12 protein-coding genes and 1 tRNA gene are annotated in these 13,861 nt (G+C 65.7%); 6 read left to right on the top strand and 7 right to left on the bottom strand.

All coding sequences use genetic code 11. The features are described 5' to 3' along the window. From hcaC to FAZ97_RS23050, 5 genes are all read left to right on the top strand, one after another. The gene (hcaC, locus tag FAZ97_RS23030) at positions 1 to 321 is read left to right on the top strand and encodes a 3-phenylpropionate/cinnamic acid dioxygenase ferredoxin subunit (protein WP_158760700.1); all 321 of its coding nucleotides are present in this window, start codon (positions 1 to 3) and stop codon (positions 319 to 321) included. Further along, positions 321 to 1,136: a 3-phenylpropionate-dihydrodiol/cinnamic acid-dihydrodiol dehydrogenase gene (gene hcaB / locus FAZ97_RS23035; protein ID WP_158760701.1), complete on the top strand. Its 816-nt coding sequence runs from the start codon at positions 321 to 323 to the stop codon at positions 1,134 to 1,136. Before hcaC ends, hcaB begins: the two co-directional genes overlap by 1 nt. Positions 1,137 to 1,148: 12 nt before the next feature. Then, complete coding sequence (gene hcaD / locus FAZ97_RS23040) at positions 1,149 to 2,375, top strand: 3-phenylpropionate/cinnamic acid dioxygenase ferredoxin--NAD(+) reductase subunit (protein ID WP_199272126.1); 1,227 nt, start codon at positions 1,149 to 1,151, stop codon at positions 2,373 to 2,375. 98 nt (positions 2,376 to 2,473) lie between these two features. After that, positions 2,474 to 2,550: transfer RNA gene (locus FAZ97_RS23045), tRNA-Val, on the top strand. Positions 2,551 to 2,763: 213 nt separating this feature from the next. Beyond that, a complete protein-coding gene (locus FAZ97_RS23050; RefSeq protein ID WP_158760702.1) occupies positions 2,764 to 3,726 on the top strand; it encodes a TauD/TfdA dioxygenase family protein in 963 nt (320 codons plus the stop codon). Positions 3,727 to 3,741: 15 nt separating this feature from the next. On the opposite strand, the gene FAZ97_RS23055 is transcribed toward FAZ97_RS23050, so the two are convergent. Next, positions 3,742 to 5,001 (bottom strand): D-amino acid dehydrogenase, encoded by a 1,260-nt coding sequence (locus tag FAZ97_RS23055; RefSeq protein WP_158760703.1) that lies wholly within the window; start codon positions 4,999 to 5,001, stop codon positions 3,742 to 3,744. A gap of 183 nt (positions 5,002 to 5,184) precedes the next feature. Beyond that, positions 5,185 to 6,816, bottom strand: a complete 1,632-nt coding sequence (locus tag FAZ97_RS23060) for a methyl-accepting chemotaxis protein (protein ID WP_158760704.1) — start codon at positions 6,814 to 6,816, stop codon at positions 5,185 to 5,187. Between the two features lie 359 nt (positions 6,817 to 7,175). Between FAZ97_RS23060 and FAZ97_RS23065 the strand changes: the two genes are divergently transcribed. Next, the gene (locus FAZ97_RS23065) at positions 7,176 to 8,399 is read left to right on the top strand and encodes a YeeE/YedE family protein (protein ID WP_158760705.1); all 1,224 of its coding nucleotides are present in this window, start codon (positions 7,176 to 7,178) and stop codon (positions 8,397 to 8,399) included. Between the two features lie 108 nt (positions 8,400 to 8,507). On the opposite strand, the gene FAZ97_RS23070 is transcribed toward FAZ97_RS23065, so the two are convergent. The 5 genes from FAZ97_RS23070 to FAZ97_RS23090 all read right to left on the bottom strand — a co-directional run bounded on the left by FAZ97_RS23070 (position 8,508) and on the right by FAZ97_RS23090 (position 13,855). Beyond that, on the bottom strand, positions 8,508 to 9,095 hold the full coding sequence (locus FAZ97_RS23070) for a BPSL1445 family SYLF domain-containing lipoprotein (protein WP_158760706.1): 588 nt from the start codon (positions 9,093 to 9,095) through the stop codon (positions 8,508 to 8,510). Between the two features lie 197 nt (positions 9,096 to 9,292). Further along, positions 9,293 to 10,234 (bottom strand): DUF2950 domain-containing protein, encoded by a 942-nt coding sequence (locus FAZ97_RS23075; RefSeq protein ID WP_158760707.1) that lies wholly within the window; start codon positions 10,232 to 10,234, stop codon positions 9,293 to 9,295. Between the two features lie 27 nt (positions 10,235 to 10,261). Beyond that, the gene (locus FAZ97_RS23080) at positions 10,262 to 11,707 is read right to left on the bottom strand and encodes a DUF3300 domain-containing protein (RefSeq protein WP_158760708.1); all 1,446 of its coding nucleotides are present in this window, start codon (positions 11,705 to 11,707) and stop codon (positions 10,262 to 10,264) included. A 227-nt stretch (positions 11,708 to 11,934) separates the two neighbouring features. Further along, the gene (locus FAZ97_RS23085) at positions 11,935 to 13,293 is read right to left on the bottom strand and encodes a TAXI family TRAP transporter solute-binding subunit (protein ID WP_158760709.1); all 1,359 of its coding nucleotides are present in this window, start codon (positions 13,291 to 13,293) and stop codon (positions 11,935 to 11,937) included. Positions 13,294 to 13,420: 127 nt separating this feature from the next. Beyond that, positions 13,421 to 13,855: a MarR family winged helix-turn-helix transcriptional regulator gene (locus FAZ97_RS23090; protein ID WP_158760710.1), complete on the bottom strand. Its 435-nt coding sequence runs from the start codon at positions 13,853 to 13,855 to the stop codon at positions 13,421 to 13,423. Positions 13,856 to 13,861 lie beyond the last annotated feature (6 nt).

A 13,861-nucleotide genomic window follows, 5' to 3' on the forward strand; every position in this document is an offset into this window, starting at 1 on the left:
ATGGCCCGTATTTTTGTCTGCCAGGACGATGCATTGTCCGATGGCGAAGCGATCAAGGTGGACGGCCCGTCCGCTGCGATCGCCGTATTCAAGGTGAACGGCGAGCTGTACGCGCTGAATGACCGATGCTCTCACGGCAACGCTTCGATGTCCGAAGGGTATATCGAGGACGATGGCACAGTCGAGTGTCCGCTGCATGCCGCACGCTTTTGCCTGAAAACCGGCGCGGCGCTGTGTCAGCCCGCGACCGAAGCGCTCAAAACGTTCCCTGTCACGCTCGTCGATGGCGACGTTTTTGTCGACATACCGGAGGCCGCGTAATGAGCTGGCTCGATAACGAAGTGGCGTTGATCACGGGCGGCGGGTCGGGACTCGGGCTCGCGCTCGTCGAGCGCTTTCTCGAAGAAGGCGCGCGCGTGGCCGTGCTCGAACGCTCGGCGGAAAAGGTCGCGGCGTTGCGAGAACGTTATGACGCGCAGCGCGTAGTTGCCGTGCAGGGCGACGTCACTTCATACGCCGACAACGAGCGGGCAGTCAGCGCCGCCGTCGATGCGTTCGGCAAACTCGATACGTTCATTGGCAACGCGGCGATCTGGGATCACGCTTCGAGCCTCGTCGATCTCTCGCCTGCGCAACTCGAGAGCGGCTACGAAGAGCTTTTCTCGATCAACGTGAAAGGCTATCTGCTCGGCGCAAAAGCGGCCGCACGCGCGCTCGTTGCGAGCGAAGGCAGCATGATCTTCACGCTCTCGAATTCGTCGTTCTATCCGGGCGGCGGTGGGCCCTTGTACACAGCGAGCAAGCACGCGGCCGTCGGCATCATCCGCCAGCTGGCCTATGAGCTTGCGCCCAAGGTGCGCGTGAACGGCGTCGGCCCTTGCGGCATGGCGAGCGATTTGCGCGGCCCCGTTTCGCTCGGCCAGCAGGACCTGCGCATCATGGACTCGCGTTCGCCCGAAGCGATTGCGAGTATCCTGCCGCTGCAGTTCTTTCCGCAGCCTGCCGATTTCACGGGTCCTTATGTGATGCTCGCCTCACGCGCGAACAATCGCGTGCTGAGCGGCGTGATGATCAATGCGGATGCCGGCCTCGGCATTCGCGGCATTCGTCATGCGGCAGGCGGACTGCATCTGTAACGGGAACGCATCATGAACGCTTCGACCATTGTCATCGTCGGTGCGGGCCAGGCGGGCGCGCTCGCCGCCGCCGAGCTGCGCCAGCAAGGTTATGCGGGCCGCGTCGTACTGATCGGCGAGGAAGCTCACGCGCCTTATGAGCGGCCACCACTTTCGAAGGATGTGCTGCTCCAGCCGCAAACCGTGCGCTGCGCGATTCACGGTGAGGGCTACTACGCAGAGCAAAACATCGAGTTGAAGCTCGACGTGGCCGTCACCGCGCTCGACGCGCAGGCGCGCGTCGTCACGCTCGCGAACGGAGAGTCGATCGTCTTCGATGAACTGCTGCTCGCCACAGGCGCACGCGTGCGCCGGTTGCCGATGCTCGATGCGCTCGGCGAGAGCGTCTACACGCTACGCACGCTAGAGGACGCGCAACGCCTTCTGCCCGTGCTGCAAGCGGGCAAACGCGTGCTGCTGGTGGGCGCAGGCGTGATCGGCCTCGAACTCGCTTCGAGCGCGATCGATCTCGGCGCGCAAGTCACGGTTATCGAACAGGCGCCGCGCGCGATGGCGCGTTGCGCTCCAGCGCTGCTCACCGACCCTCTGTGCGATGTGCATCGCGCGCGCGGTGCAAAGCTGCATCTAGGCTCGCCACTCGCTTCGGCCACGCGCGAAGGCAACGACATCGTGCTAACGCTCGAAGACGGTACGCGCATTCGCGGCGACGCGGTGATCTACGGCATCGGCGTCGAGCCCGAAACCACGCTTGCACAGGCAGCGGGCCTGAAGGTCAACAACGGCATCGTGATCGACGCGCAATGCCGCACCTCGCACCCGCACATCTACGCAGCCGGCGACGCCGCCAGCCAGTGGGACGCGGCAAGCGGCCACCATCAGCGACGCGAAACGTGGGAGAACGCGAACCGCCAGGCGCAAACGGCGGCGCGTGCGATGCTCGGCCTCGCACCCGAGGCACACGAAGCCGCCTGGTTCTGGACCGATCAATGCGGCCTGAACATCCAGTTCGCCGGCGACATGGCCGCGCCTGAATGGCTCGCGCGCGGCACGCTGGAAGCGCCGCCCTGCGTGCTGTTCGGTCTCGACGGCGAAGGCGCGCTCGTGGGCGCGATCACGGTGAACCAGGGCCGCGACATGCGCAGCGCCAAGGCGTTGATCGGCAAACGTGCGCGCATTGCCCGCGAAGTGCTCGCGGATCCCGCGCAAAACCTGCGCAATCTGGCGCGGGAGCTTGCATAGGGGTTCGAGCAGAAACGCGCCCACCCAAGGGCGTTTCGCCCGGTTCGAGAAAAGCGCTTGCAAGCGCGCGCGAGTGTCTCTATAATTCGCGCCTCGACAGGCTCGTAGCTCAGTTGGTTAGAGCACCACCTTGACATGGTGGGGGTCGTTGGTTCGAATCCAATCGAGCCTACCAACGAACATGCAGTAAAGAAGCTGTACCTTGCAGCATCTTGTGAATGACGCATTCCCTCGCGGGTCTGCGTCATTTTCTTTTGGTGCGTGCTAATCGCGCGCGCAACTATCCATAGTGCGCGACCACGCGCATAGCTTCGCAGAAATCGTCAGTTCTTCTCGCAGCGCTTCGCTGCTTGAATGGATGTTCCACGTCCAGCCGAGGAGACTTTCGATGTCCGACGTTCAAGCGCAACGCCCCGCCGTTTCCGTTCCGTCCGCGCATCTGCATTCCGCCACGGCGCAACACGCCGATACTACGCTCGACCTTCATCAGGTCGCGGGCCGCATAGGCGCGCGCATCGACGGTGTGCGTCTTCACGCCGATCTCGACAGCGCCACGTTCGACGCCATCAACGCCGCCCTGCTGCGTCACAAGGTGCTGTTCTTCCGCGGCCAGCAGCATCTCGACGACGCCTCGCAGGAAGCCTTCGCGCGGCGCTTCGGCGAGACGGTCGCGCATCCCACGGTACCCTCGGTGGAAGGCGGCAGCCTGCTGGAACTGGATTCGCTGCACGGCGCGCGCGCCAACTCCTGGCATACCGACGTCACCTTCGTCGACGCCTACCCGAAAGTCTCGATCCTGCGCGCCGTGGTGATTCCGCCATTCGGCGGCGACACGGTGTGGGCCAACACGGCCGCCGCCTACGCGCACCTGCCCGAGCGGCTGCGCGCGCTCGCCGACACGCTCTGGGCGCTGCACACCAACGCCTACGATTACGCCTCCACGCACGCGAACGCCGACAGCGCGCAACTCAAGCGTTACCGCGAAGTCTTCACGTCGAAGCTGTACGAGACCGAGCACCCCGTGGTGCGCGTGCATCCGGAAACGGGCGAACGCACGCTCGTACTCGGCCACTTCGTGCAGCGGCTCAAGGGCCTGTCGTCGTTCGACTCGGCGCATCTGCTGCAGGTGTTCCACGAGCATGTCACGCGACTCGAAAACACGGTGCGCTGGAACTGGCAGGAAGGCGACGTCGCGATCTGGGACAACCGCGCAACACAGCACTACGCGATCAACGACTACGGTGACGCGCGGCGTATCGTGCGCCGGGCGACCGTGCGCGGCGAAGTGCCGGTGAGCATCGACGGACGCTCGAGCGTGGTCGTGCGCGAGGAAGGCGCGACGCTGCAGTAACGCCTTGCTGGCGAATCAACGGCCTGGCGCGAAAGCGTCGCCATCGATCGGCAAGTCGCGCTCCGCCAGCAAATCGGCGAGCAGTTGCGCGCTGCCGAGCGCGAGCGTGAAGCCGAGCGCACCGTGCCCTGTGTTGAGCCACAGATTGCGAAAGTGCGTGGCGCCGATCACGGGCTTGCTGTCCGGCGTGGCGGGGCGCATGCCGGTCCACGTTTGAATGGCGTCGTAGTCGCCGGCGTCGGGGAAGGTCTCGCGCGCCTGGCGCGTGAGCAGCGCGATGCGGGCGTCGTCGGCGTGCGGGTTCATGCCCGTGAGGTCGACCATGCCCGCAATGCGCAGGCGCTCGCCAAGCGGCGCGTAGACGACCTTGTGATGCGCGTCCGTGACCGAGACGCGCGGCGCGCCCTGCGCGTTCGCGTTGGGGAGCGTGAGGCTATAGCCCTTGAGCGGATACACAGGTACGTGCACGCCGAGCGAGGCAAGCATCGGCTGGCTCTGGAAACCAAGGCACACCACGAAAGCGTCGGCTTCGATGTCGCCCTGCGAGGTTTGCGCGGCAAGCACGCGCAAACCTTTCGTTCGCAGTCCGGAGAACTCGGTGGCGAGTTGCAGGTGCACGCCGTCGCGCTGCGCCGCGTGTGCGAGGCCACGCGTGAACTGATCGCAGTCGGCGGCCTCCTCGCCTGGCGTGTGGATGCCACCCACGATCTCCGCGCCGATATGCGCGAGCGCGGGCTCGAGCGCCACGCATGCCGCGCCGTCGAGCGCATGCTGCACGCAGCCCAACGTCGCCTGATATTCCGCCTGGCGGCGCGCACCCTCAAAACCTTCCCGATCGCGATACACCACGAGCTTGCCGTTGCGCACGTAGTCGAATGAAAGCGCGAATGAAAGGGCTTCGCGCTCGACCACTTCGTGCATGAGACGCTGGCTCAGAAACCCGAGGCCGAGCAGTTCAGCCGTGGTCGCGCGGCTGCGTGCGCGCGTGCAGGCACGCAGGAATGCGGCGCACCAGCGCCATTGGTTCGGATCGAGCCGAGGCACGAAGCGCAGCGCTGCATCGCGCGAGAACAACCATTGCGGCAGCTTGGGAAGCACCGAAGGGTCGGCGAGCGGCGCGACGTAGCTGTAGCTGAGCTGGCCGCCATTGGCGTGGCTCGTTTCGCGCGCCACATCGGCATGACGTTCGACGAGCGTGACCTCGTGTCCATCGCGGGCGAGCGCATACGCCGTGCTCACGCCAATCACTCCACCGCCCAAAACGCAAACTCGCATGATCCGTTGTTCTCTTTCGCTGACGGCCAAACCCTCACGGCCTATGCCGCCAGTCTCGCCGGGAACGATGGGGAACTCAATTGCGATTTGCGCGCGGGGTATAACTTCAGGTTAAAGCGTCAAGCTCATGAAAGTTGTCCTTGCAACGGCAAGGACAACCCGTCACGCCCAACTCAGGCAGGCTCAGGCCAGCGCCGGAGCGTTTCCGCGCGCTGCACGCGCGTCCGCCGCAGCGGCATGCGCCGGGCGCGCGCCCGCCTGCCCCGCGCCGCCCAGATTGAACACCGCCACGGCCGCCCGCAGCAGATCGGCCTGCGATTCGAGCGACTGCGCAGCCGCCGCCGCTTCCTCCACGAGCGCCGCGTTGCGCTGCGTGACCTCGTCGATCTGCGCAATCGCGCGGTTCACCTGCTCGATGCCGTCGCTCTGCTCGTGCGTCGCGGTCTCGATCTCGCCCATGATCCCGCTCACGCGCGCCACCGCATCGCGCGCCTCGTCCATGGTGCGGCGCGCATCATCCACGAGGCGCGCGCCCGCGCCCACGGTCGCAGCCGACGCGGCGATCAGTTCCTTGATCTCCTTGGCCGCCGTGCCCGAGCGCTGCGCGAGGCTGCGCACCTCGCTCGCCACGACCGCGAAGCCACGGCCCTGCTCGCCCGCGCGCGCCGCCTCCACCGCCGCATTGAGCGCGAGGATATTGGTCTGGAACGCAATGCCTTCGATGATGCCGGTGATCTCCTCCACCTTCTGCGACGAGGCCGTGATGTCGCTCATCGTCGCGTTCACGCGCGCCACCACCTCGGCGCCGCGCGTGACCGTTTGGAGCGCGGTCTGGGCCAGTCCGCTCGCTTCCTTCGCGCCGTCCGTGTTCTGGCGCACGGCGGCCGAAAGCTCCTCGATGCTCGCCGCCGTCTCTTCGAGCGCCGCCGCCTGCTGCGCCGTGCGGTCCGAGAGATCGACGTTGCCAGAGGCGATCTGCTTCGCGCCCTGGGTGATTTCGTGCGTGCTGGCGCGCACGCGCGAGACCGTGCCCACGAGCCCGTTGCGCATGGTCTGCAGCGCGCTCAGCAGTTGCCCCATTTCGTTCTTCGAGCGTACCCGCACGTCCACCGTCAGATCGCCCGCGGCGATGCGCTCGAAATGGCGAATCGCATGGTTCACCGGCTTGACCACGGCGGCGGCGAGTCCCACGCGCGCAATCACGCCGATCGCCACGCCGACCACGCCGATCAGGCCAAACACGATGAGCGAAATGCGAAAGCGCTGCGCAGCGGTGTCGGCATCCTGCTGCTGACGCGCGCTCTGCCAGTCCTCGAGCGCCTCGATGGCCTTAGCGTAGGCGCCGTAATAGCGGTCGGCGGTTTCGCCCTGGATCGTGCGGAAGGTGTTGAAGTCGTTGTCGACGAGCGACTTGTACTCGGGCTCGAGCGCCTGCGAGACAAGCGCTTCGCGCGCGCTGCTCACGGCCTGGGCGAGGCGCGCCTCTTCGGGGTCGTCGAACGGGCCGGCGCTGTAGAGCGCGAACTCCTTGTTCGAATTCACGAGCACCTGGTGCGCCTTGTCGAGCAAGCCGTCCGTGGCCTTGCCTACGCTGAAGAGCGTCTCGTAGCCGCCCAGCGCGAGCCGCACCTGGAGCAGGCGCTCGGAACTGGTCTTGAGGGCGTCGAGCGACTGCGCGCCGCGCTGGGCGTCACGCAGGCTGTCGTTGGTGATCTTGAGCGCGCCATACGACACGCCGATCACCGTCAGCAGAAACGCGACGAAGATACCGATAACGAGCGTCAGCCCGCGGCGAATGGTGATATTTCCCAGCATGAGGTCTCCGTGGCGTTTTTTATCTTCCAGCCGATGCGAATCCTGCGCGGCCCGACGCGCCTTCGCACCTCGTCTCGCCTAACGGCAGACGAAGCTCGGCGCTGGATAGGGGAAATCCATGATGTCGGCAGGGCTACGCGCGGTTTCGCGGGGTCTTGTCCCAAAGGGTGGGAAAAGCCCGCCTGGAAAGCGTTTGCGGGGATTGTCGGCGGCTCGGCGCGGGTCGCGAAAAGTCGGCCTGCGGGCTCTGTCAGACCGATGGGTGAATCGTGCTATCGTTTTGCTTTCACCGATTGTTTTTCCTGGCCGCCTGTTCGTGGCCGCTTTTTCTGGCCGCGATGACGCGCGGCCCTGCTCCCATGTCCGATCTCTCCACGCCGCTCGCGCGCGCGCCGCGCCGCCTCGACTCCATCAATCCCAGGCCGCTAGGCATCGCGCTCGTGCTCGTCGCGCTCGGCGCGGTGTATCTCGCGCAGACCGTGAGCGCGCGTCAGGCCGCGCTCTACGTGGTTGGCGCGCTGCTCGGCATGACGCTCTATCACGCGGCGTTCGGCTTCACTTCCGCGTGGCGCGTGTTTATCGCCGACGGCCGCGGCGCTGGCCTGCGTGCGCAGATGGTCATGCTCGCCATCGGCGTGCTGCTGTTCTTTCCGGCGCTCTCGGCGGGAACGCTCTTCGGCCATCCGGTCACGGGCCTCGTTTCCCCCGCGGGCACGTCGGTCATCGTCGGCGCGTTCATGTTCGGCGTGGGCATGCAACTGGGCGGCGGCTGCGCCTCGGGAACGCTCTATACCGTGGGCGGCGGCAGCACGCGCATGGTCGTGACGCTCATCGCCTTTATCGTGGGCTCGGTGGTCGCCACCGCGCACATGCCGTTCTGGACGTCGATGCCGCAATTGAAGCCGTTCTCGTTCGTGAACGCGCTCGGCGCCGCGCCCGCCATCGTGCTCAACCTCGTGGTGTTCGCGCTCATCGCCGCGCTGACCGTGGTCGTCGAAAAGCGCCGCCACGGCCGCCTCGTCAACGAGCCGCGCGCGCAGCACACCTCGCCGTGGCTGCATGGCCCGTGGCCGCTGCTGGCCGGCGCGGTCGCGCTCGCGATCCTCAATTTCGCGACGCTCGCGCTCTCGGGCAGGCCCTGGGGCGTGACCTCGGCGTTCGCGCTGTGGGGCGCTAAGGGTTTCGCTTCGCTCGGCATCGACGTGGCGAGCTGGAAGTACTGGATGGCCGGCCCGAACGCCGCCGCGCTCGCCGCCCCGGCCAGCCACGACGTCACCACCGTCATGGACATCGGCATCGTGCTCGGTGCCATGGCCGCGGCATCGCTCGCGGGCCGCTACGCGCCGGTGTGGCGCGTTCCGTTGCGCTCGCTCCTGGCGGCCGTGATCGGCGGCCTGCTGCTCGGCTATGGCGCACGCCTCGCTTACGGCTGCAATATCGGCGCGTACTTCAGCGGTATCGTCTCGGGCAGCCTGCACGGCTGGCTGTGGCTCGTGTGCGCGTTCGCGGGCAATGTGCTCGGCACGAAGCTGCGCCCCTTGTTCGGTCTCGAAGTCGAGCGCGTGAAGAATACGGGCTGCTGAAGCGGCACGCGGCTGCGCCGCTTCTCGCCGCTCAGAAACGACAAAGGGCAAGGTTCGACACCTTGCCCTTTTTACATGATCCGGCGCTTTTTACCGGAGCGTGCCGCGTCAGATATTCAGACGCGTGACCTTGGTGCCCGCCAGCGAAACGTCGGCCATCAGGCCCGCGTTGGTCAGCACGAAGGCTTCCACCGGGTGCGTGGCCGTGTTGGTATCGATCACGCCGTTCGCGCCCACGGTCACGAGCGCGACCGATGCGTCGGCGCCCGCTGCCCAGCCATCCGTCGCGCGGAATTTGTCGAGCGCGTCCTGCGTCATGAACGCGAAGATGAGCGCCTTCGACTGAGCGCCGGCCTGCAGGCCGAACGAGCCCGACGCGGTGCTGTAGTAGCCGACCGTCGCGCCGCCCACGCGCAACGCGCCCTCGCCATACTGCGCGCCGACGATGAAGCCGGCCTGCAGCACTTCGGGGAACACCAGCACGCCGCGCGACTTGGCGAGCAGCTCGTGCGAGCCTTTCACTGTCGAAAACAGCCGCGAGAGGGTGCCGTCCACAGACGCGTCGATCGACTGCCGCTTGGACATGTTCTGCGACGCCGTTGAATTCGTATCCGTGGTCGTGGTACAGCCCGCGAGCGTGAGACCGCCCGAGGCAAGGGTGACCGCCGCCGTTAGCATGAAGTTGCGTCGTTGCATTTGGTTATCTCCACACGAATGAGAGTGCGGGGAAGATTGAGCAAGCCGCATGCCCGACCTCTCCGCTTCCGTTGGCCAAAGCCCGCTTCGGGCGACAGCCACGTCGCCGTGGCTGGATTGTGCCCGAATTCCGCGTGGAGCGTCCGTCAGAGAACGACGTCAGTAATCATGCCTTCCGACGGACGGTGAATCGCCGCTCAAGGTTTGGTGGCCTGCCAGGACGAGTCGGGATCGAATGCCTTGATCGCCTCCGCCGTATGCGCGCCATTCGGTCCGAGGTTCTTCTGATAGAGCTGGCCGTCCTGGTTGATGATGAAGCTCATCACGCCCGTCTTGCCATATTGCGCCGGCCAGGCCACGAGCGCGAAACCGCCGCTCAGATCCCCCTTCTCGAGATAGCTGCGTGCACCACCGCTGGCGTGCGGCCCCTGCGCGGTGAGAATGCGGAAGTGATAGCCGTGATATCCGTCCTTCGGCGTGATCTTCGCATTGCCCGGCATGGCTGCCGCGAGCGGCCCGAGCGGACTTTCGGACTCGCCCGGCTCGACCGGCCAGTACAAACCGTCGTGCGTGCCCGGCGTGCTCACGAGCCGCTGTGCGTAATGCTGCGTGAGATTGCGGTAGTCGTTCTGCGCGTCGACGTAGGCGAGCGAGGTGAGCATGGCCGCACGCTCGTTGCGGCCAATGCGGCGCGTGAGAATTTCGCTCGCGCCTTCACGCGGGTCGAAATGCCAACCCTTGCCCGACTGCACGATAGGGATGGGCAGCGTCCAGCCACTGTCACCCACTTCGACATGAGCGCTCGCCTTGCCGGCAACCGGCGTGGCGTCGGGCACGACACGATGGCCCTTTGCCCAGGCGCCAAGGTAGTCGTCGATGTCGTCCTGACCGATGTTCTGCGTGGGGATGAACGTGGTGAAATCGTTGCCGAGCACGTGCTTCATGGCGCCCTGGTCGTTGGTCGCGAGTGCGTCGGTGAACGCGTTCGCGGCAGCTTCGGGCGTGGCGAAGACGGCTTGCGCGTAAGCGGCGCCACCGAACGGGGCCGGCAGCAACGCGGGCGCGCCAAAAAGCGCGAGTGCCGTACCGAACGCGAGGGCGTAGCCGTGCGGCAGACGGCGTGCGGAAATGCGGATCATTTCTAGACTCCTCATGATTAGTCAACGTTATCGACGGCCGAAGTGACGTCCGCCGCCACCCCCGCCTCCGCCGAACCCGCCGCCGCCACCACCATGGAAGCCACCACCACCGCCGGCATGGAAGCCACCGCCGCCTCCGCCGCCCTGGAACGCGGTACGGCTTTGCTGACCGCGCTGTTGATCGAGGCGCGCATTGGCGCCGTCGCCCGCGCCGCGTAACGCGTTGTCGCGATTCGTGTTCTGCGCGCGGTTGTTGAGGTCGTTCGCGCGGTTCGCGTTTTGCGCGCCGTTCTGCCCACGGTTGTTCAGTTCGTTGCCACGGTTTGCGTTTTGGCCGCCGTTCTGCCCGCGGTTGTTGAGCTCGTTGCCACGGTTTGCGTTTTGCCCGCCGTTCTGCCCGCGGTTGTTGAGTTCGTTGCCGCGATTGCCGTTCGGCCCGTTGCCGCCGTTGGCATTCGGCCTGCCGCCCTCCTGGATGCCTTGCAACCTCTGTTGGGCATTGCCGCTCATGTTCTCGCCGGTGCGGTTCTGCAAGGTCTGCATGGCCTGCTGGCGCGACTGGTCATAGCCGCGGTACTGGTTGCGCTGGCCGTTCAGGTTCGCGTTGTTGTAGTTCTGTCGGCGCTCGACATTGGCGTTGCGATTCCAGTTCGCCGTACCGTTGGCCGAGTTGATGCGGTTATTGACGTTGATGTTGTTGTAGCGATTGACGTTGATGTTCACGTCATGGTTGTTCCAGTTGAAGCCGCCCCACAGCGAGTTCGCGACCGCGATGCCCGCACCGAACGCGAGTCCGCTCACGAAACCCGAGGCAATGGCGTACCCCGGAGGCGGCGGCATATACACGGGCGGATAGGCCGGATATGGCCACGCGCCATAAACCACCGTGGGGTTATAGGTGGGCACATAGACCACCTGCGGATTCGCAGGCTCGATCACGATGGTCTGCGTGGTCGAAGTGCCCGACGCCGGCTGAACCACGACCTTCTGCTGCTCGTTGGACTTGAGGTTGCCCGCTTTCTGCGCCTGCACGCGCAGACGCTGCACGGAGTCCATCACGTCGTTGGGCTGCGCGAGAAACGCGTTGCCGATCTGCTGAACCCAGTCGGGCTTCGAAGCCATGGTTTCGAGCACCTGCGGGAACGCCACGAGCGACTGCACGCTCGGGTCCCAAGGCTCGGAAGCCACGGCCTTCACCGCGTCATCGCCCTTGAGATTCGGATTGGACTTCGTCCACGCGGCGGCGGCGGACACGTCTTGCGGGAACGTGGCGGCCATGAGCACCTGCGCGAGCAGCGCGTCGGGATACAGCGCGATAGGCGCGGTGAGTGAATCGAGTTGCTGGCTGGAGAGATGCGCCGCGTTCTGCGCGAGCGCGGCAGTGGGTCCAAGCGGCCCCACGAAAAGCGGCGCACCCGCGAGTGTGGCACACACGAGCCATGCAAGGCGCTGGCTTGCACCGGATGTTTTCACGTTACAGTCCTCCCGGTTACGAACAATGGTTCTGATATGCGCAGGGATCGAACGTTCGCAAACCTCAGGCGATCGTCACAGTCTCGAAACCACTACGGTCTGGCTACAAAAAATAAAGGGGCGTGACATGGAGTGTCAACGTAAGAAGTGTTGCAACACTACGTTTAAGCGACGTGCATCAATGAGACTGAAAACTACGTTGACCGTAACAATATCGTGAATGCCGATCAGACCGCGCTGGAGTGCGACTGCGACTCGTTTGCACTCAAGTGCATACGCACGAACCCTACGTGTTCGCGCAGCACGTAGAACGCGTCGGCGTACGCGAGCGGCATGCGCAGCGTGTTGAGCGAGCGCTCGATCTCGTCGAGTTCGTCGACCAGCGCACGCCGCTCTTCTTCGTTCGTATGCTTGAGCGCGTCGCGCTCGATGGCGATCAGCGCGCCGTAATAGCGATAGATGCGCGAACGCACGCGCCAGCGATACAGCGCCGGGATCGTGCGCAATGCGGGAATCACGAGCACCGCCAACGGCAGCAGCAGCACCAGCAAGCGGTCCGTGACGCTGGCAAGCCAGAACGGCAGCGCGCGATAGAGAAAGCTCTTGCCCGACTTGTAATAGCGCGTGGCATCTTCACTCACGCGGAAGTCGTGCACCGCCGGGCTCGGAAACTGGCCCTCGCTCTGCAGCAGCCCGGGCGCGCCGTTCACCTCGCCCGCCGCTTCGATCAGCAGATCGGAGAGCGCGGGATGCAGCGTGTCACGCGCGACGAGCTCGACAGTCGGGCCGATCAGGTGCACCGTTTCGCGCGGTTGGCGCCTGCGCAAATCGAGCACGCCCGGCGGCAGGTCGACGCTCTCCAGGTACGGAAAGAGCCGCGTATAGGCAGCCGCTTCGCCAAAGCTCATGACCGATATGCCGGGGATGTCGAGCAGGCGCAGCATCAGGGCGCGCGTGGTCGAGTCGCCGCTCAGCATGGCGGCCTCGACGCGGCCGGAGACAAGCGCCGTGGCCGCGTCCATGCCGTCGAGCGGCAGGAACGTGGAGTCGCCGCCGGGGTCGAGGCCATTCGCGGAGAGCAGCTTGAGCGCAAGCTCGCGTGTGCCGCTGCCCACGCGGCCAATGGCGATGCGCATGCCGTCGAGGTCGCCGAGCCGCGTGAGGCCCGAGCCGCGATAGAACACGATGATAGGCAGATAGGCCACGCTGCCGAGCGACATGAGCGAGCGTGTGTCCACGCCGTCGGCCACGCCGCCCTGCACGAAGGCGAGGTCCACGTGTTGCTTCGGATCGAGCAAGCGTTGCAGGTTCTGCACCGAGCCGTCCGATTCGAGGATCTTGAGCGTCACGCCGTTGCGCGCGAGGATCGCGCGGTAGGCTTGCGCCATCTGCATGAAGGAGCTGTCGGCGGGGCCCGCGCTGATCGTGATCGTGCGCGGCGGCGCCGGGTCGACGAGCCAGAGCACAAGACCGACCACCACCGCACAGAACAGCGCCACGGGCAGCGTTGTCAGCGCAATATCGCGCCAGGCTGGATGCGCGTGGTCACGCAGAAAGTTGGGTGGCGGCGGTCGATATCGTCTCATGAGAACCCGGCGGCAAAGCGTCAGACTCCTGGGATTCTCATGATGCCATTTTCGCGCCAGATCTGATCGCTGCCGTGGCCGCCTTGCCTGAAGGGCTTACGAAACGTGTGCCGGCGTAAGTGGAGTGTCAGCCCGCTGCAGCCTTCGTGAGTGCAAAGAGTTCGGTGCGCAGCGCCTTCGCGCGGTCGCGCTTCATGTGCTGCTCGAACTCGGCCTGCGCGTCGAGCCACAACGCGTGTGCCTTGTCGTAGCGGCGCAAGCCCGCAGCCGATAAGCGGTAGACCAGCGTGCGCGTGTCGTGCTCGGCCGCCGCCGTAAGCACGAGGCCGTCGCGCTGCAACGGCTTCAACGCGCGCACGAGCGTCGTGCGGTCCATCACGAGGTCGTCGGAGAGTTCGGCGGCCGTGGCGTCGGGCCGCCCCGCGAGGCGCGAGAGGATGGTGAATTGCGCGGCCGTGACGTCCGCCTGCGAGAGATGCCGCTCATAGAGCTGCGTGACGAAACGTGCCGCCTGCCGCAGCGCAAAACAGTTGCATTCCTCGCGTGTGATCCGCTTCGTCATCGTCTT

This window comes from Paraburkholderia acidiphila (genome assembly GCF_009789655.1).
Classification (GTDB): domain Bacteria; phylum Pseudomonadota; class Gammaproteobacteria; order Burkholderiales; family Burkholderiaceae; genus Paraburkholderia; species Paraburkholderia acidiphila.